The sequence below is a fragment of the Georgenia sp. Marseille-Q6866 genome, from assembly GCF_965111665.1.
Genome location: NZ_CBCOOR010000028.1, coordinates 1 through 17767, shown reverse-complemented (window position 1 = coordinate 17767; position 17767 = coordinate 1). Strand labels below are relative to the sequence as shown.

14 protein-coding genes are annotated in these 17767 nt (G+C 74.0%); 9 read left to right on the top strand and 5 right to left on the bottom strand.

All coding sequences use genetic code 11. The annotated features are described in order from the left end of the window. Window position 1 precedes the first annotated feature (1 nt). From ACWPXV_RS16460 to ACWPXV_RS16440, 5 genes are all read left to right on the top strand, one after another. Window positions 2-622 (top strand): DUF2017 domain-containing protein, encoded by a 621-nt coding sequence (locus ACWPXV_RS16460; protein ID WP_454086234.1) that lies wholly within the window; start codon window positions 2-4, stop codon window positions 620-622. Between the two features lie 17 nt (window positions 623-639). Further along, complete coding sequence (gene murI / locus ACWPXV_RS16455) at window positions 640-1464, top strand: glutamate racemase (protein WP_454086233.1); 825 nt, start codon at window positions 640-642, stop codon at window positions 1462-1464. Beyond that, window positions 1461-2255, top strand: coding sequence for an MBL fold metallo-hydrolase (locus ACWPXV_RS16450; RefSeq protein ID WP_454086232.1), 795 nt, complete (start codon window positions 1461-1463; stop codon window positions 2253-2255). The genes murI and ACWPXV_RS16450 overlap by 4 nt, the downstream gene beginning before the upstream one ends. Window positions 2256-2443: 188 nt before the next feature. Continuing rightward, window positions 2444-3415: an NAD-dependent epimerase/dehydratase family protein gene (locus ACWPXV_RS16445; RefSeq protein ID WP_454086231.1), complete on the top strand. Its 972-nt coding sequence runs from the start codon at window positions 2444-2446 to the stop codon at window positions 3413-3415. 89 nt (window positions 3416-3504) lie between these two features. Further along, the gene (locus ACWPXV_RS16440; protein WP_454086230.1) at window positions 3505-6177 is read left to right on the top strand and encodes a phosphoenolpyruvate carboxylase; all 2673 of its coding nucleotides are present in this window, start codon (window positions 3505-3507) and stop codon (window positions 6175-6177) included. Between the two features lie 80 nt (window positions 6178-6257). On the opposite strand, the gene ACWPXV_RS16435 is transcribed toward ACWPXV_RS16440, so the two are convergent. From ACWPXV_RS16435 to ACWPXV_RS16420, 4 genes are read right to left on the bottom strand one after another with little or no spacing between them, the layout of a single operon-like run. Beyond that, window positions 6258-7814 carry an ATP-binding cassette domain-containing protein gene (locus ACWPXV_RS16435; protein ID WP_454086229.1) on the bottom strand — a complete coding sequence of 519 codons (1557 nt, stop codon included), beginning with the start codon at window positions 7812-7814 and terminating at the stop codon, window positions 6258-6260. Next, the gene (locus tag ACWPXV_RS16430) at window positions 7811-8659 is read right to left on the bottom strand and encodes an ABC transporter permease (RefSeq protein WP_454086228.1); all 849 of its coding nucleotides are present in this window, start codon (window positions 8657-8659) and stop codon (window positions 7811-7813) included. Before ACWPXV_RS16430 ends, ACWPXV_RS16435 begins: the two co-directional genes overlap by 4 nt. Further along, the gene (locus ACWPXV_RS16425; protein ID WP_454086227.1) at window positions 8656-9645 is read right to left on the bottom strand and encodes an ABC transporter permease; all 990 of its coding nucleotides are present in this window, start codon (window positions 9643-9645) and stop codon (window positions 8656-8658) included. The genes ACWPXV_RS16430 and ACWPXV_RS16425 overlap by 4 nt, the downstream gene beginning before the upstream one ends. 10 nt (window positions 9646-9655) lie before the next feature. Beyond that, the gene (locus ACWPXV_RS16420) at window positions 9656-11314 is read right to left on the bottom strand and encodes an ABC transporter substrate-binding protein (RefSeq protein ID WP_454086226.1); all 1659 of its coding nucleotides are present in this window, start codon (window positions 11312-11314) and stop codon (window positions 9656-9658) included. An 82-nt stretch (window positions 11315-11396) separates the two neighbouring features. Between ACWPXV_RS16420 and ACWPXV_RS16415 the strand changes: the two genes are divergently transcribed. Both ACWPXV_RS16415 and ACWPXV_RS16410 read left to right on the top strand, forming a co-directional pair. Beyond that, the gene (locus tag ACWPXV_RS16415; protein WP_454086225.1) at window positions 11397-11987 is read left to right on the top strand and encodes a TetR/AcrR family transcriptional regulator; all 591 of its coding nucleotides are present in this window, start codon (window positions 11397-11399) and stop codon (window positions 11985-11987) included. Between the two features lie 74 nt (window positions 11988-12061). Next, entirely contained in the window at window positions 12062-13276 is a 1215-nt protein-coding gene (locus ACWPXV_RS16410) for a pyridoxal phosphate-dependent aminotransferase (protein ID WP_454086224.1), read from the top strand. A 78-nt stretch (window positions 13277-13354) separates the two neighbouring features. Here ACWPXV_RS16410 and ACWPXV_RS16405 read toward each other — a convergent pair whose 3' ends face one another. Beyond that, window positions 13355-14782: a lipase maturation factor family protein gene (locus ACWPXV_RS16405; RefSeq protein WP_454086223.1), complete on the bottom strand. Its 1428-nt coding sequence runs from the start codon at window positions 14780-14782 to the stop codon at window positions 13355-13357. 121 nt (window positions 14783-14903) lie between these two features. Between ACWPXV_RS16405 and ACWPXV_RS16400 the strand changes: the two genes are divergently transcribed. Together ACWPXV_RS16400 and ACWPXV_RS16395 are read left to right on the top strand one after the other, a co-directional pair. Continuing rightward, entirely contained in the window at window positions 14904-15926 is a 1023-nt protein-coding gene (locus ACWPXV_RS16400) for a LacI family DNA-binding transcriptional regulator (protein ID WP_454086222.1), read from the top strand. A 464-nt stretch (window positions 15927-16390) separates the two neighbouring features. Then, entirely contained in the window at window positions 16391-17698 is a 1308-nt protein-coding gene (locus ACWPXV_RS16395) for an ABC transporter substrate-binding protein (protein WP_454086221.1), read from the top strand. Window positions 17699-17767 lie beyond the last annotated feature (69 nt).

The following is a 17767-nucleotide window of genomic DNA, read 5'->3' as shown; positions in this document are numbered from 1 at the left end:
GGTGCGCGCCTTCACCGCCGTCCCCGGCGGCTACGCCTGCGTGCTCGAGCGGGCCGAGCTGCGGATCATCGCGCGCGTCACCGCCGACACCTGCGAGCTCCTCGGCCTGCCCCTCGACCCCGACGACGACGCCGCTCCCGACGTCGACGGCTCCCCAGCGCCGTCGACGGACGAGGAGATCCTCGCCTCTCTCGACTGGGACCCCGCCGCGGGGCAGACCCCGCGCGACCCGGCCCTGGCCCGCCTGCTGCCCCCGGCGAGCACCGACGACGACGAGCTCGCCGCCGAGATGCGCCGCCTCACCGAGGGCTCGCTGCGCGCGACCAAGACCGAGCAGCTGCGGGTGGTGCACGATGCCCTCGTGGCGAGCACCGGCCTGGTCGTCGTGCGGGCGGGGCAGGAGCGGGCGTGGCTCTCCGCGCTCACCGACCTGCGTCTCGTCCTCGCGTCCCGGCTGGGCATCGAGACCGACGAGGACGCCGAGCGGGTCTACGAGCGCGCGGGCGCCGGGGAGCCGCAGACGCCCGCGGACGAGCTCGACGCCGCGCTCACCAGTCTCTACGCGGCGCTCACGTGGTGGCAGGAGTCACTCCTGGAGGCCATGTCGGGCGGGCCGTCGTGACACTACGCTCGGGCAGCGTGAACGACGCACCGATCGGTGTCTTCGACTCAGGTGTCGGAGGCCTCACGGTCGCGCGTGCGATCCTCGACCAGCTGCCCCACGAGTCGATGCTCTACATCGGGGACACGGCGCACACGCCCTACGGCCCCAAGCCCATCGCCGACGTCCGCGCCCTCGCGCTGGACGTCATGGACCGGCTCGTCGCCTCGGGGGTCAAGGCCCTGGTCATCGCCTGCAACTCCGCGTCCTCCGCCGTCCTGCGCGACGCGCGCGAGCGCTACTCGGTGGGCGGCGGCGTGCCCGTCGTCGAGGTCATCCAGCCGGCCGTGCGCCGCGCCGTCGCCGCCACCCGCAGCGGGAAGGTCGGCGTCATCGGGACCCGCGCGACCATCGAGTCCGGGGCCTACCGGGACGCCTTCGCCGCCGCGCCGCACCTGGAGCTCACGATGAACGCCGCCCCGCGCTTCGTCGAGTTCGTCGAGCGGGGCATCACCTCCGGACCGGAGGTCCTCGAGGCGGCCCGCGAGTACCTCGAGCCGGTGCGGGCGGCGGGCGTGGACACACTGGTCCTCGGCTGCACCCACTACCCGCTGCTCACCGGCGTCATCTCCTACGTCATGGGCGAGGAGGTCACGCTCGTCTCGAGCGCCGAGGAGACGGCCAAGGACACCTACCGCACCCTCGTCGCGCACGACCTCGAGCGGGACCCCGCCGCCCCGCCGCCGGAGCACCGCTTCCTCGCGACGGGCGAGGGCGCGAGCTTCTCCCGGCTGGCCCGCCGGTTCCTCGGGCCCGAGGTCGACCGCGTCGACAGCGACACCGAGCTGGAGGTCACCGCATGAGGCTGACGGTCGTGGGCTGCTCCGGGTCGATGTCCGGCCCCGACTCCGCCTCCTCCTGCTACCTCGTCCAGGCCGAGGGGCCGGACGAGGACGGCACCACGCGCACGTGGAGCATCCTGCTCGACCTCGGTTCCGGCGCCTTCGGGGCGCTGCTGCGGCACCTGGACCCGGCCCGGCTGGACGCCGTCGTCCTCAGCCACCTCCACGCCGACCACGTCGTCGACATGACCGGCCTGGAGGTCTACCGCCGCTACCACCCCGCCGGCGCCCTCGGGCCCGTGCGGGTGCTCGGCCCGGCCGACACGCCCCAGCGGATCGGTGCGCTGACGATGGAGGACGACCTCAGCGCCCTGGACGCCTCCTTCACCTTCGCCGCGCACACCCCCGGCCAGGCGGTGAGCGTGGGGCCGCTGCGGATCGAGTCCGTCCCCGTCGACCACCCCGTGCCGGCGTTCGGCGTGCGGGTGACCGGCCCGTCCGAGGACGGGAGCCGGGAGGTGGCGCTCGCCTACTCCGGGGACAGCGACACCTGCGACGGGCTCGTCGAGGTCGCCCGCGACGCCGACCTCTTCCTCTGCGAAGCCGCCTTCCAGGAGGGCCGCGACTCCGTCCGTGGCATCCACCTCACCGGCCGGCGGGCCGGTGAGACGGCGACGCTCGCGGCTGCCCGGCAGCTCGTCCTCACCCACCTGCAGCCGTGGACCGACGCCGAGGTCGTCCGCGCCGAGGCCGCCGAGACCTACGGCGGCCCCATCGAGCTCGCCGCCCCCGGCGCGGTCTGGACCCTGTAGCCCCACCCGACTGACGGCCGACTCGGTCCGCCCACTCCGGTGCTCCCGCTGACCTCCCCGGTTCTCCTCGTCCCAGGCTGTGCGGAGCGGGGAGCTGGGAGGACAACCGGGTAGGTCGGCGCGTGCGCCGAGAGCGGAACACGTCCGTTCCCCTTCCGTGGCGCCGGCCGGCGCTGTTGGCTACGGGGATGAGACGCGTCCTCGTCCTCGGCGGCACGGCCTGGCTCGGCCGCGAGGTGGCCAGGGCCGCCACGGCGGACGGCGCCGAGGTCGTGTGCCTCGCGCGGGGGACGTCCGGTGACGTGCCCGACGGCGCACGCCTCGTCCGTGCGGACCGCACCCGGCCCGGGGCGTACGACGACCTCGACGGCGAGTGGGACGCCGTCGTCGAGCTCGCCTACCAGCCCGCGCTCGTGGGCCCGGCCCTCGAGGCGCTCGCCGACCGGGCGGCCCACTGGACCCTCGTGTCGAGCATCTCCGTCTACGCCCGCCACGACGAGCCGGGTGCCGACGAGTCCGCCGAGCTCGTCGAGCCCACCGACCTCACCGACTACGCGCACGCCAAGGTCGCGGCCGAGCGCGCCAGCACCGAGCGCCTCGACGGCCGGCTGCACGTCGTGCGGCCCGGGCTCATCGCCGGGCCGGGCGACCCGAGCGACCGCTTCGGGTACTGGCCGGCCCGCCTCCTGCGCGGTGGCCGTGTCCTGGTCCCGGCCCCCGCCGGGCAGTTCGCCCAGGTGGTCGACGTCGCGGACCTCGCGGCGTGGGTCGTCCAGGCCGGACGGGCGGGGACGACCGGGACGGTCGACGCCGTCGGGGACAGTCACGCGCTCGCCGACGTCCTCGCGGTCGTGGGCGAGGCGGCCGGCTTCACGGGCGAGCTCGTGCCGGCGGACGACGCCTGGCTGCTCGCCCATGACGTGCGGTACTGGGCCGGTCCGCGCTCGCTGCCGCTCTGGCTGCCCGAGGACCACGCCGGGCACTCGCGGCGCAGCAACGCGGCCTACCTCGCGGCCGGCGGCCGGGTGCGTCCGCTCGGTGACACGGTCGACCGCGTGCTCCGCGGCGAGTCGGCGCGCGGGCCGGGTCGGGAACGACGGTCCGGGCTGACCGCGGCCGAGGAGGCGGAGCTCCTTCGTCAGCTGGCCGGTGACGGCTGAGCGGCTACCACGGGACCCGGACTCCTGCACCTGTGCACGTCGTGGACGCGAGTCACGGCCCGCCGCCGGGTGTCGTTAACCTGAGCCCCATGATGCAGACCTCCTCACCGGACGAAGCACGGAGCAACGCCCGCCTCGACATGCCCGACGACCTGCGCGCCGACGTGCGCACCCTCGGTGCGCTCCTCGGGCGGGTCCTGCGCGAGGACGGCGGCGAGGAGCTCTTCGCCGACGTCGAGCGCCTGCGCGAGCTGGCGATCGGCGCCGTCGAGGACACCGACGGCGACGGCCGCCTCGCCGAGGCGCAGGCCCTCATCGACTCCTTCACCGTCGAGCGCGCCGACCAGGTCGCCCGCGCCTTCACCTGCTACTTCCACCTCGTCAACCTCGCCGAGGAGTACCACCGGGTCCGCGCGCTGCGCGCCCGGGAGGACGCCACCCCGCGGGCCGACGCCCTCGCCGGTGCCTACGTCCAGCTCGCCGCGGAGACCTCCGAGGAGGAGGCCGCGCGCCGCCTGCGTGAGATCGAGTTCCACCCCGTCCTCACCGCCCACCCCACCGAGGCCCGCCGTCGCGCCGTCTCCGGCTCGATCCGCCGGATCTCCGAGCTCGTCGCCGAGGCCGACGACCCCCGGCTCGGCGCCAACGGCCGGCTGCGCATCGAGCGCCGGCTCCTCGCCGAGATCGACACGATGTGGCGCACCGCCCACCTGCGCGAGACGAAGCCCTCGCCGGTCGACGAGGTCTTCACGGCGATGTCCGTCTTCGAGGCGACCCTCTTCGAGGTGCTGCCGCAGGTGTACCGCCAGACCGACGACTGGCTGCTCGGCGAGGAGCGCGGCCTCGCCGCCCCGCGCGCGACGCCCTTCGTGCGCCTGGGCAGCTGGATCGGCGCGGACCGCGACGGCAACCCCAACGTCACCGCCAAGGTCACCCGGCAGGCCGCGGCCATCGCCGCCGAGCACGTCCTCACCGCGCTCGAGCGGGAGACCGCCCGCGTGGGCCTGGCGATGACCCTCGACGAGAAGACCACTCCGCCCTCCGCCGAGCTCACGGCCCTGTGGAGCACCCAGCGCCAGCTCTCGGAGGAGGTCACCGCGCAGGTGGCCGCCCGCTCCCCGCGCGAGCCGCACCGCCGCGTCATGCTCGTCGCCGCGGCCCGGCTGGCCGCCACGCGCGAGCGTGACGCCGACCTCGCCTACTCCGGCGCCGAGGAGCTCCTCGCGGACCTGCGCGTGGTCCAGGACTCCCTGCGCCAGGCCGGCGCCCTGCGCAAGGCCCACGGCGACCTGCAGAACCTCATCTGGCAGGTCGAGTCCTTCGGCTTCCACCTCACCGAGCTCGAGGTCCGCCAGCACTCCAAGGTGCACGCCCAGACCCTCGCGTGGATCGCGGACCCGGAGTCGATGCCCGAGCCGAGCGTCGACCCCGAGGAGGTCCTCGAGACCTTCCGCTCCATCGCCGCGATCCAGCGCCGCCACGGCGTGGACGCCTGCCGCCGCTACACGGTGTCCTTCACCCGCAGCAGCGAGGACCTCATCGCGGTCTACCGCCTGGCCGAGCACGCGCTCGGCTCCGCGGAGGCGGCGCCGCTCCTCGACGTCGTCCCGCTGTTCGAGACCTTCGACGACCTCCAGAACGCCCCGCGGATCCTCGAGGAGATGCTCGAGGTCCCGCAGGTGCAGGCCCGCCTGGAGAGGACGGGCCGGCGCATGGAGGTCATGCTCGGCTACTCCGACTCCGCCAAGGACGTCGGCCCGGTCTCCGCGACCCTGGCGATCTACACCGCGCAGGAGGAGATCGCGGCCTGGGCGCAGCGCCACGACATCCGCCTCACCCTCTTCCACGGCAAGGGCGGCGCCCTGGGCCGCGGTGGCGGCCCCGCCAACCGCGCGATCCTCGCCCAGCCGCCGCACTCGGTGGACGGCCGCTTCAAGCTCACCGAGCAGGGTGAGGTCATCACCGCCCGCTACGGGGACCGCGCGATCGCCGCCCGGCACATCGACCAGGTCGCCGCCGCCACGCTCCTCGCCTCCGCCCCGTCGACCGAGAAGCGCAACGCCGAGGCCGCCGAGCGCTTCGCCGGCCTCGCCAGCACCCTGGACGAGCGCTCGCGCGAGCGCTTCTTCGACCTCATCCACGCCGAGGGCTTCGCCCCGTGGTTCGCGCAGGTCACCCCGCAGGAGGAGGTCGGCCTGCTGCCGCTCGGCTCCCGCCCGGCCCGCCGCGGCCTGTCGGTGGAGTCCCTCGAGGACCTGCGCGCCATCCCGTGGGTCTTCGCCTGGACCCAGGCGCGCATCAACCTCACCGGCTGGTTCGGCCTCGGCTCCGCGCTCGCCGCGGTGGGTGACATCGAGCAGCTGCGCACGGCCTACCGCGAGTGGCCGCTGTTCAACACGCTCATCGACAACGTCGAGATGTCGCTGGCCAAGACCGACCGGCGCATCGCCCGCCAGTACCTGGCCCTCGGGGACCGCGAGGACCTCGCCGGCCTCGTGCTCGAGGAGCTCGACCTCACCACCGAGTGGGTCCTGCGCATCACCGGCCACGAGTACCCGCTCGAGGGCCGCCGCGTGCTGGGCCGCGCGGTGCAGCTGCGCAACCCCTACGTCGACGCGCTGTCGCTCATCCAGCTGCGTGCCCTGCGCGCGCTGCGCACGGAGAACGGCGAGGCCCGCACCGAGGAGGAGCTCGCCGAGATCAAGCGCCTCCTGCTCCTGTCGGTCAACGGCATCGCCGCCGGCCTCCAGAACACCGGCTGACCCCCACCCCCCCCACTCCGCATATGCGCGAAAACTGCGGCCTCTGAGCTCGGCGGGCCGCAGTTTTCGCGCATATGCGGTTAGGGGGCGGGTGGGGTGGCGGCGTTGAGGAGGGCTTTGGTCACGGGGGCCTTCGGGTCTTGCCACACCTGGTCCACCTTGCCCTCCTCGACCACCCTTCCGTCCTGCATGACGACGACGGCGTGACACACCTGCCGCACCACCGCGAGGTCGTGGGACACGAGCACGAGCGCGGTCCCGGTGCGCTCCTGGAGCTCCACGAGGAGCTCGAGGATCGCCGCCTGGACGGTGACGTCGAGGGCGGAGACGGGCTCGTCGAGGACGAGCACCTCCGGGTCGGCCGCCAGGGCACGGGCGATCGCCAGGCGCTGGCGCTGGCCGCCGGACAGGGCCCGCGGCCGCCGTCCCAGCGTGCCGGCGGGCAGCCGCACGAGCTCGAGCAGCTCGGCGGGCGTCCGGTCGCTGCCCGACGCCCGGATCGCCGCGCGCAGCACCCGGCCCGCGCTCCAGCGCGGGTCGAAGGAGCCGAGCGGGTCCTGGGGGACGAGCCGCACGAGGTGGCGCCGCGGACGTCGCCGGCGCTCGGGCAGCTCGCTCCACGGCTCCCCGGCCAGCTCCACCCGCCCGGCGTCGGGCTGCTCGGCGGCGACGAGCATCCGCGCGAGCGTCGACTTCCCGCTCCCCGACTCCCCGACCACGCCCACGGCCTCGCCGCGGCGCACGACGAGCGAGACGTCGTCGAGGGCGGCGACCGACCCGCCGCCGGGCAGCCGGTAGCGGCGGTGCAGGCCGGTCGCCCGCAGCCCCTCCCGCCCCGCCTCGGCCAAAGGTGGCCTGGCACCGCGCGGGACGGCGTCGAGCAGGGCACGGGTGACCTCGTGGGCGGGGGTGGTGAGGACGACGCCGGCCGGTCCGGACTCGACCACGCGTCCGCCGTCGAGCACGACGACGTCGTCGGCCAGCCGCGCGACGGCACCGAGGTCGTGGCTCACGAGGAGGATCGCGGTCCCGGCGTCGCGCAGGCGCCCGAGCATCTCGAGGACGCCCTGCGCGACGGTCGCGTCCAGGGCCGTGGTGGGCTCGTCGGCGACCAGGAGCGCCGGCTCGGAGACGATGGCCGAGGCGATGAGGGCGCGCTGGCGCATCCCGCCCGACAGCTCCCCCGAGCGCTGCGCCGCGCGGACCGCCGGCTCGTCCAGCCCGGCGGCGGCCAGCGCCGCGAGCACCCGCTCGTGCCGCTCGGCGCGCCCCACCCCGCGCACCGCAAGCGACTCGCCCACCTCGGCGCCCACGGTCCGCAGCGGGTCGAGGGACTGCAGGGCGTCCTGGAGCACGAGGCCGACGTCCTGCCCGCGCAGTGCCCGCCACTGCCGCTCGTCGGCGCCGCGCACGTCCCGCCCGGCCACGGTGAGGCGCTCGGCGCTCACCCGCGCGGGCGCGCCGCCCTCCCCGGCCAGGCCGACGAGGCTGCGGGCGAGCACCGACTTCCCGGCACCGGACTCCCCGACCACGGCGAGGCAGCGTCCGGCCTCCAGCCGCAGGTCCACCCCGCGCAGCACCTCGCCCACCCCGGGGAAGGCGACGGTGAGGCCGGCGACCTCGAGGACGGTGCTCATGAGGGGGCCACCGCGCTCAATTTCCGCCCGAGCATCGTCAGTGCCGCCGCGGTCACCGTGATCGCCAGCCCGGGCGCCACGGTGAGCCACCACGAGCTCGTGATGTGGAGGCGCCCGGCGTTGAGCATCGCGCCCCACTCCGGGGAGGGCGGCAGGGCGCCGAGGCCGAGGTAGCTCAGCGCGGAGACCCAGACGATCGCCTGGCCGATGCCTAGGGTCGCCACCGCCACGAGCGGCCACACCGTGTTGGGCAGGACGTGGCGGACGAAGGCCGCGGGCGCCGAGACGCCCTCGAGCCGGGCCGCGCCGACGTAGGCGCTCTGCGCCACCGCCTGCGCCCGGGCGCGCAGGATCCGCGCGTAGCCGGGCGCCGTCGCCAGCCCCACCGAGATGACCGAGGGCCCCACACCCGCGCCCAGCACCGCGACGAGCAGCAGCGCGAGCACGAGGCTCGGCAGGGAGAAGAGCACCTCGATGACCCGGCTGAGCAGGCCGTCGAGCCACCGCGGTCCGAGCGCGGCGCCGAAGCCGAGCACCACCCCGAGGGAGAGCCCGATCGCCGTCGCCAGCGCCCCCACCCCGAGGGACTGGCCGGCGCCGTGGACGACGCGCGTGTACACGTCGCGTCCGGACGCATCTGTCCCGAGCGGCGCGCCGGCGCCCGGCGGCTGGTAGGCGTCGGCGGGGGCGACGGCAGTCGGGTCGCCGGGCGCGAGCAGCTGCGGCCACAGCGCGGCGAGCAACACGAGGACGACGACGGCGGCACTCACCACCCCGCCCGGGCCGAGCACCTGCCACGCCCGCGCCGTCCACGCGGGCGCCGTGCGCCCCACCGTGGCGGTCACGAGACCACCTGACCCTGCGGGGCGCTGCGCACGGCCTCGACGCGGCCGCGCAGCCGCGGGTCGACGACCCGCTCGAGGACGTCGGCCACCGACATGACGACGACGTAGCCGAGGGCGATGACGAGGACGACGCCGATGACGACGGGAACGTCCCGCGAGTGGGTCGCGTCGATGAGGAGGCGGCCCAGCCCGGGCCGGCCGAAGAGCGTCTCGACGACGACGGCGCCGGACAGCAGCGAGCCGAAGGCCCAGCCGGACAGCGCGATCGCCGGCAGCGCCGCGTGCCGCAGCGAGTGGCGCCACAGCACGCGGCCCTCGGAGGCGCCGCGGGCGCGGGAGGTCGTCGCGAAGGGGGCGGTGTGCGCCTCCTCCAGGCCGTCGCGCATCACCTGGCCAAGGAAGCCGGCCACGGGCACCGCGAGGGTGACGGCGGGCAGGAGGAGGGAGCGTAGCGAGCTGTCGCTGCTCGTGGCGGGCAGCCAGCCCAGCCCGCCGGCGAAGACGGCGATGAGCACGGCGCCCAGCCAGAAGTGCGGCATGACCGAGGCGACGACCTCCGCCCCGCGCAGCAGCCCCACCGCCCGGCGGGCGACCCGCCCACGGGCGAGGACCGCCGCCGTCGCCACCGCCAGCGCGATGACCCAGGCCAGCAGCAGTCCCAGCGCCGCGAGGACGAGCGTGCCGGTGAGCTGGTCGCCGACGAGCTCGGAGACCGGCCGCCGTCGGGCGTAGGAGTCCCCGAGCTGGAAGGTGACCGTGCGCGCGAGCTGGAGGAGGTACTGGACGAGGAGCGGCTCGTCCAGGGAGTACTCCTCGCGGACCCGGGCGACCGCCTCCGGGCTCGCCTGGGAGCCGGGACCGCCGAGGATCGCCTCGGAGGGGTCCCCGCCCGCCGAGCGCAGCGCGAAGAAGACGACGGTCGCGACCACCCACGCCACGAGCGCCGCCGCGGCGAGGCGCCCGAGGAGCCAGCGCAGCACGGTCATCGGGCGGCCCTCAGGAGGTGAGCCGGGCGTTGACGAAGGTCGGGGTGGACACGGTCCCGAGCGTCGTCACGCCCTCCACCCCGCGGGTGAGGAAGTGGTTCTGCTGGTCGTACAGCGGCAGGATGTAGTAGCCCTCGAGCACGCGGCGCTGGGCCTCCTCGTACAGGTCGGCGCGCTGCTCCGGGTCGGTGATCCGGGCGGCCTCGTCGAGGAGGGCGTCGATCTCCGGGTCGGTGACCTGGGAGAGGTTGGCGAAGTAGCCGCTGGGCGCGGGGACCGTGCCGTCGGAGTGGTAGAGCGTGCGCAGCACGTCCGGCCCCACCTTCGTGTACGGGGCGCTGACGGCCTCGTAGGTGTTCTCCCCGCCGCCCTCCGGCGCGGCGAGGGCGCCGTACCAGGCGGACAGGTCGAGCGGGGTGAGGACGACCTCGAAGCCCACGCGCCTGGTGTTGGCCTGGACCTGCTCGAAGAGTGCCTGCTCGGCGGCGACGGACTGGTTCGTGCTCACCGGGAAGCGGACGGTGAGACGCTCGCCGTCGCGCACGCGGTAGCCCTCGTCGTCGACCTCGGTCCAGCCGGCCTCGTCGAGGAGCCGCTCGGCCTCCTCGAGGTCGGTGACGAAGAGCGAGGGGTCGCTGTAGCCCATGGGCTCCACGCTCGACAGCGGGGAGTGGGAGCGGGTGGCGACGCCCTGGTAGAGCGCCTCGATGCCCGGGTCGACGTCCGCGGAGTGGACGAAGGCCTGGCGCACCCCCGCGTCGTCGAAGGGCGGCTGGGAGGAGTTGAGCTCGATGCGGTTGACCGAGCCGGGGCGCGGGGCGTCGATGTGGGTGATGTCCTCACCGGCCTCGGCGGAGACGATCGCCTCGGGCTCGGGGTTGTCGATGACGTGCACCTCCCCGGACTGCAGGGCGGCCCAGCGGGTGGCGGGGTCGGGGATGAAGCGCCACTCGATGCGCTCGAGGTGGGCGGCGCCGTCGTGGTCCGCCTCGGGACCGTGGCTCGCGTAGTCCTCGTTGCGCTCGAGGAGGACGTGCTGCTGGGGCACCCACTCGGTGACGACGAAGGGCCCGGTGCCGATCGGGGCGGCGCAGTTCTCGTCCTGGCCGCGGGCGATGCCGGCGGGGGACTGCATCGCCGTCCACTGCATCGACAGCGACTCGAGCAGCGCGGAGTCCGGCTCGGAGAGGTGGAGGCGCACGTGGGTGGCGTCCACCGGCTCGACCTCCTCGATCTTCCGCACCCCGAGGTAGCCGGTGGAGGAGGCGGTGTCCGGGTCCTGGAGGTGCTCGATATTCACCTTGACGGCCTCGGCGTCCAGCGGCGTGCCGTCGGTGAAGGTGAGGCCCTCGGCGAGGGTGAGGTCCCAGGTCAGTCCGTCCTCGCTGACCTCCCAGTCGGTGGCGAGCCAGGGCTGGATCTCCCCGGAGGCGTCGCGGCCGACGAGCGGCTCGAGGTACTGGGTGCTGATGAGCGCCTGCGGGTAGTTGCCGCCCACGTGCGGGTCCAGGCAGGTGGGCTCGGCGTCGCCGGTGGCGTAGACGAGCGTGCCGCCCTCGACGGGCTCGCCGCCGCCCGTCGCGGCGTCGTCGCTGTCGCCCCCGCCGCACGCGGCGAGGAGCAGGGACGCCGCGAGCGCGACGGCAGCGAGAGTGGTGGCCTTGGCCATGGGAGCACCGTTCACTCGGAGGTTCTTGGTCTGCGTCCAACAATAGACCTGCGCGGACGACGGCGGACCGTAGGATCTCGGTATGCACGAGGGACGCCGGGCGGGCCGGCCGCGGTCCGCAAGCCGCGAGATGCTCGAGGAAGCGGCCGTCGAGCTGTTCCTCGAGCAGGGCTACGCCGACACCTCCGTGGCGGACATCACCCGCCGCGCGGGCGTGAGTCGGGCCACCTTCTTCAACTACATCCCCGCCAAGAGCGACCTGCTGTGGACCGCCGTCGACGACGCGCTCGGCGCCCTCACCGTCCGGCTGGCGGACGACGACGGCGCCGCGGCCGACCCCGTCACCGAGGCGCGGGACGCGCTGCTCCGCGTGGCCGCCGCGCTCGAGCCGGGCGCCGCGGCACTGGCGTTCGCCAACGCCGAGCCGATGGGCGTGGCCGAGGAGCTCGAGGAGTCGGCGGCGCGGCGCCAGGTCCGGGCCGGTCGCATCCTCGCCGCGTACCTCCGGCGGCGCGGTGTGGAGGAGCTGGCGGCCGAGGTCGTCGGGGCGGCGCAGGCGGGGGCTCTCCTGGCGGCGTTGCGCGTGTGGTCCCGGGCGCCCGTTCCGCGGGCGCCGCTGGAGGAGGTGCTCGCCCGCGCCCTGGAGGTGCTAGCGGCGCCGGGCGCGAGGTAGCCCGGCCGGCGCCGCGACATGAGCGAGGTGTGCGCCGTCCCCGAGCAGGCGTAGGACTCCTGCGAGGATGAGGCATGCGTTCGATCCGCCAGAGCAAGAAGCTGCAAGGTGTCCGCTACGACGTGCGCGGGCCGATCCTCGTCGAGGCTCAGCGCCTCGAGGCCGAGGGGCACCGGATCCTCAAGCTCAACATCGGCAACACCGCACCGTTCGGCTTCGAGGCGCCCGAGCAGATCCTCGCCGACATGGTGCACCACCTGCCGCAGTCGACCGGGTACTCCGACAGCCAGGGCATCTGGTCGGCGCGCACCGCCGTCATGAACTACTACCAGTCGCACGGTCTGCGCGACGTCGGCGTGGAGGACATCTTCATCGGCAACGGCGTGTCCGAGCTGATCTCGATGGTGCTGCAGGCCTTCGTCGACGACGGCAACGAGATCCTCGTGCCGGCGCCCGACTACCCGCTGTGGACGGGCGCCGTGACGCTCGCGGGCGGGACCCCCGTGCACTACCGGTGCGACGAGGATGACGACTGGAACCCCGACCTCGCCGACATCGAGGCGAAGATCACCGAGAACACGCACGCCATCGTCATCATCAACCCCAACAACCCCACGGGGGCGGTCTACAGCGCGGAGACGGTCAGGGGGCTCGTCGACATCGCGCGGCGGCACGACCTCGTCGTCATGGCCGACGAGATCTACGAGAAGATCCTCTTCGAGGACGCCCGGCACCACCATGCGGCGACCTACGCCGGCGACGACGTCCTGTGCCTGACGTTCTCGGGGCTCTCCAAGGCGTACCGCGTCTGCGGCTACCGCGCGGGCTGGGTGATGATCTCCGGACCGAAGGAGATCGCCACCGACTTCCTCGAGGGCCTCACGCTCGTCGCCAACATGCGCATGTGCTCCAACGTGCCGGCGCAGCACGCGATCCAGACGGCGCTCGGCGGGTACCAGTCGATCGAGGAGCTCATCGGCCCGGGTGGCCGCTTCTACGAGCAGTCGATGCTCGCCGACCGGCTGCTCAACGAGATTCCCGGGGTCAGCAACGTCAAGCCCCGCGGTGCCCTCTACTGCTTCCCGCGGCTCGACCCGGCGGTCTACCCGATCGACGACGACCAGGAGTTCGTCATCGAGCTGCTGCGGGCCAAGAAGATTCTCGTCACCCACGGCACCGGGTTCAACTGGCCCACGCCCGACCACTTCCGCCTCGTCACGCTGCCCGAGGCAAGCGTCCTGGAGGAGGCCATCGGCCGGATCGCCGACTTCCTCGCCGCCCGCCGCTGACCACGTACGCCCCGGCCAGGGGTGGTGCGGCCAGCGGGTGGGCCACGCGCGCGGGCCGTCCGGTCACAGGTGCGGGCCTCACCGCGGCAGGCGCCGGGGAGCCGTGAGCGCCCCGACCTCCCGGCGCACCCACCACACCCGCTCGCGGCGCAGCTCCTCCCACGTCGAGTACCGGTAGCGGAAGACGCGCGCCCGCACCCAGGCCGGGCGCTCGCCGTCGAAGGGGTCGTGGGCGAGCAGCCGCAGGGTGGCGGGGTCCGCCTCGAGGAGCCGGTCGAGGAAGGGCAGGAACCACGACAGCTGCGCCGAGGAGCCCAGCGCGAGGAACCACATGCCCCAGTCCAGCCGCAGGTGGTGGGGCGCGAACTGCCGAGGCAGCCGGCCCACCGGCCCCGGCTTCCCGCGGAAGACGTACTCCTCCCAGTCGCCCTCGCCGGGGTCCGCCGCGCGCGTGCCCTCGACGACGACCTCGTCCCGTCGCCGGGTGATCGACCCGAAGGCCCCGTAGGCGCCCATGAGGTGGAAGGCGTTGAACGAGGCGTTCATCCGCTGCCGCCGCGAGAACAGGTTGCGGGCCGGCCACCAGCTGAGGACGAGGAGCACCGCGCCTACGCCGATGACGACGACGGCGAACCACAGCGGCGTCGGCCCGTACGCCCGGTCCGGGGCGAGGGCCGGGACCAGGCCCGAGACGACGTCGTCGCTCACCGCCGAGAAGGCGATGACGATGGTGACCCAGTTGAGCCACGCGAAGTTCCCCGACAGCACGAGCCACAGCTGGGTGACGACGACGACGGCGGCCGCCCACGTCGCGACCGGCTGCGGTGCGAGGAGGAGGACGGGGACGACGAGCTGGGTGACGTGGTTGGCGACGACCTCGACCTTGTGCAGCGGGCCGGGCAGGTGGTGGAAGAACCAGCTGAGCGGGCCGGGCATCGGCTGGGTCTCGTGGTGGTAGTGCAGGGCGGTGAGGTCGCGCCAGGCGGTGTCGCCGCGCAGCTTGATGAGGCCGGCCCCGAACTCGACGCGGAAGAGGAGCCAGCGGAAGGCGACGAGCGTGATCCACGGGGTGCCGACGTCGTCGGAGCCGAGGAAGGCGGCGAGGAATCCGGCCTCGAGCAGCAGCGACTCCCAGCCGAAGCCGTAGAAGACCTGCCCGACGTTGACGACCGACAGGTACAGCCCGTAGAGGACGAGGAACACGAGCATCGGCACCCACGGCGGGCCCTGCTGTGGCAGGCCGACGACGACGGCGAGGGCCAGCAGCAGCCCGGTCCAGGCGACGACGCGCAGCAGCCGGTCGGAGTAGCGCCAGTGGAAGAGGCTCGGGGTCGCACGCGCCGGGACGCGGGCGGTGAAGCGGGGGACGGGCAGCAGGCCGCGCTCGCCGAGCAGGGCCGGGAACTGGCGCAGTACCGCGACGAAGGCGACGACGTACAACAGCGCGACGCCCCGCTGCAGCACGACGCGCGCCAGCCCGTAGTCCTCCGCGACGAACCAGTCCACCGGTGCCTCCCCGCCCATGGAACACCGGCTCGCGGGCACCCGCACGCCTGGGCGTTGGACGCCGCCCATGGAAGCGGTGTGCATACTGTCCACCACGACCACTGCCGGAGGGAGGAGCCCCATGGCCACGCCACTGAGAGACCCGGCGCCGACCCTGGACACGGTTGCCGAACGGGCCGGGGTCTCCCGCGCCACCGCCAGCCGCGTGCTGAGCGGCGACCCGAGGGTCAGTGACCGGGCCCGCGAGGCGGTCCGCACGGCCGCCGCGGAGCTCTCCTACGTCCCGCGCCAGGCGGCCCGGTCGCTGGCCACGAGCCGCAGCGACGCGCTCGCCTTCGTCGTCGCCGAGTCCGGGGAGAAGTTCTTCGCCGATCCGTTCTTCGCCGGGGTGCTGCGCGGGGCGCAGGTCGCGGCGGCGGAGCGACGGCGCCAGCTGCTCTTCGTCGTCGTGAGCAGCGACGACGATCGCGCCCGGCTGGAGGAGTACGCGGCCGGCGGCCACGTCGACGGCGCGATGTTCCTCTCCGTCCACGGCGACGACCCGCTGCCCGGGCGCGTCCACCGGCTCGGGGTGCCCGTCGTGCTGGCGGGCCGCCCGCCGAGCCGCCGCGCCTCCTTCCCCTTCGTCAGCCCGGACAACTTCACCGGCGGCCGGCTCGCCGCGCAGGCGCTGCTCGCCCGCGGCTGCCGCAAGCCGGCGACCATCACCGGTCCGCGTGACATGACCGCGACCAGCGACCGGTTCGCCGGATTCCAGGCGGAGCTCACCGAGCAGGGCGTCGAGCTGCCGGGCTCGCGGGTGGTCGAAGGGGACTTCACGATCGGTGGCGGCTACCGCACCATGCGCGAGCTGCTCGCCACGGGGGAGGAGCTCGACGGGCTCTTCGCAGCGAACGACCTCACCGCCGTCGGTGCGCTGCGGGCGCTGCGTGAGCGCGGCCTGCGCGTGCCCGACGACGTCGCGGTCGTCGGCTTCGACGACGTCCCGATCGCCGTCGACTCCGACCCGCCGCTCACCACCGTCCGCCAGCCCCTCGAGGCGATGGGGCGGCAGATGGCCCGGATGCTCATCGACCTCGCCGACGGCGGGCAGGCCACCTCGGTGACCCTCGACGTCGCCCTCGTCCCCCGCGACTCCGCCTAGCCGCCGCCCCTCCCGGCGCCACCCCCTCGCGCCGAGCGCTGAGTTGTTCCGGCGTGCCCTGGCCCCCGCCGCCGCCCACCCCTCGCGGCGAGCGCTGAGTTGTTCCGGCGTGCCCTCGCCCCCGCCGCCGCCAGCCCCCTCGCGCCGAGCGCTGAGTTGTTCCCCGCGCGCCCCGGCCGTCGGCCGACCTGACTGCTTTGCGTCGCCCTTTCTACTCCTCCGAGGGGGACGGAAAGGGCGCCGCAAGGTCGAGAAGGGCGACCCACGTGGAAGGCGGTTCTGCCCGGTGGGTTGACACGGTGGGCAAGTGCGCGGCACAGTACGTGGAACGTCGTGGAACCGCTTCCATGGCGCCCATCCGTTCCCGCGCCGCCCAGGAAGAGCTGGGGGCACGGACGGGGCGATCAGGAAGGCCTGATCCGCCCGCCGACACCAGCCGGCCACTTCGGCCGGGAGGAGGAGCAATGCACACCAGGAAGTCTGTGGCCGTCATCGCGGCCATGACAGCGGGCGCACTGACGCTGTCCGCCTGCGGGGACAGCGCAAGCAACGACTCGGCCGCGGCCGACGCCAGCAGCGACGGCAAGACGACGCTCACCGTCTCGCTCTTCGGCACCTTCGGCTTCGAGGAGTCGGGCCTCTTCGAGCAGTACATGGAGGAGAACCCCGACATCGTCATCGAGTACGACTCCACCCAGGGCGAGGACAAGTACTGGCCCGCGCTGCAGACCAAGCTCAACTCCGGCAGCGGCACCGCTGACATCCAGGGCATCGAGGTTGCCCGCATCTCCGAGGTCACGGCCAACCAGGCCGACCTGTGGACCGACCTCAGCGAGACCGTGGCCGGCGAGCGCGTCGGTGACTACGTCCAGTGGAAGGCCGACGCCGCCACGACGGCGGACGGCCGCGTGCTCGGCCTGGGCACCGACATCGGCCCGATGGCCCTGTGCTACCGCACCGACCTCTTCGAGGAGGCCGGCCTGCCGAGCGCCCCGGACGAGCTCGCGGGCCGCCTCGGCTCGTGGGAGGACTTCCTCGCCCTCGGTGAGGAGTTCAAGGCCGGCGCCCCGGAGGGCACCGCCTTCCACGACTCGGCCGGTGGCCTGTACAACGCGATCATCTCCACCGAGGAGGAGATCTACCACGACGCGAGCGGTGAGCTCGTCGTCGACAGCAACCCCGCCGTCCGTGAGGCCTTCGACATGGCGGCGCAGGCCGGCCAGGACGGGCTGACCGCCAAGCTCGAGCAGTTCGTCGACCCGAGCTGGGACGCCGGCTTCGGCAGCGGCACCTTCGCCTCGATCGCCTGCCCCTCGTGGATGATCGGCTACATCAAGGGCAAGGCCGGCGACGCCGGTAGCGGCCAGTGGAACATCACCACCCTCCCCGGTGGTCAGGGTGGCAACTGGGGCGGTGCCTACCTCGGCATCCCGGAGGCCAGCGAGAACAAGGAGGAGGCCGCCGAGCTCCTCGCGTGGCTGACCGACGCGGAGCAGCAGGCCGCCGTCTTCGAGAACGTCGGCAACTTCCCCTCCAACACCGGCGCGATCGAGCTCGTCGGTGACACGACCGACGAGTACTTCAACGGCGCCCCCACCGGTGAGGTGTTCACGACCTCGGCCGAGAATGCGCCGACGCAGATCCTCGGCCCGCACGACGGCGTGGCGAAGAACGCGCTCGTCCAGGCCCTGCTGTCCGTCGAGGTCAACGGCGTCGACCCGGCCGCGGCCTGGGAGAACGGCGTCTCCCAGATCCTCAACCAGGTCGGCTGACGACACCCGGTGGGGCGGGCGCACACCGCCCGCCCCACCGGTCCGTCCCTGCCCTGACCAGACGAGAGG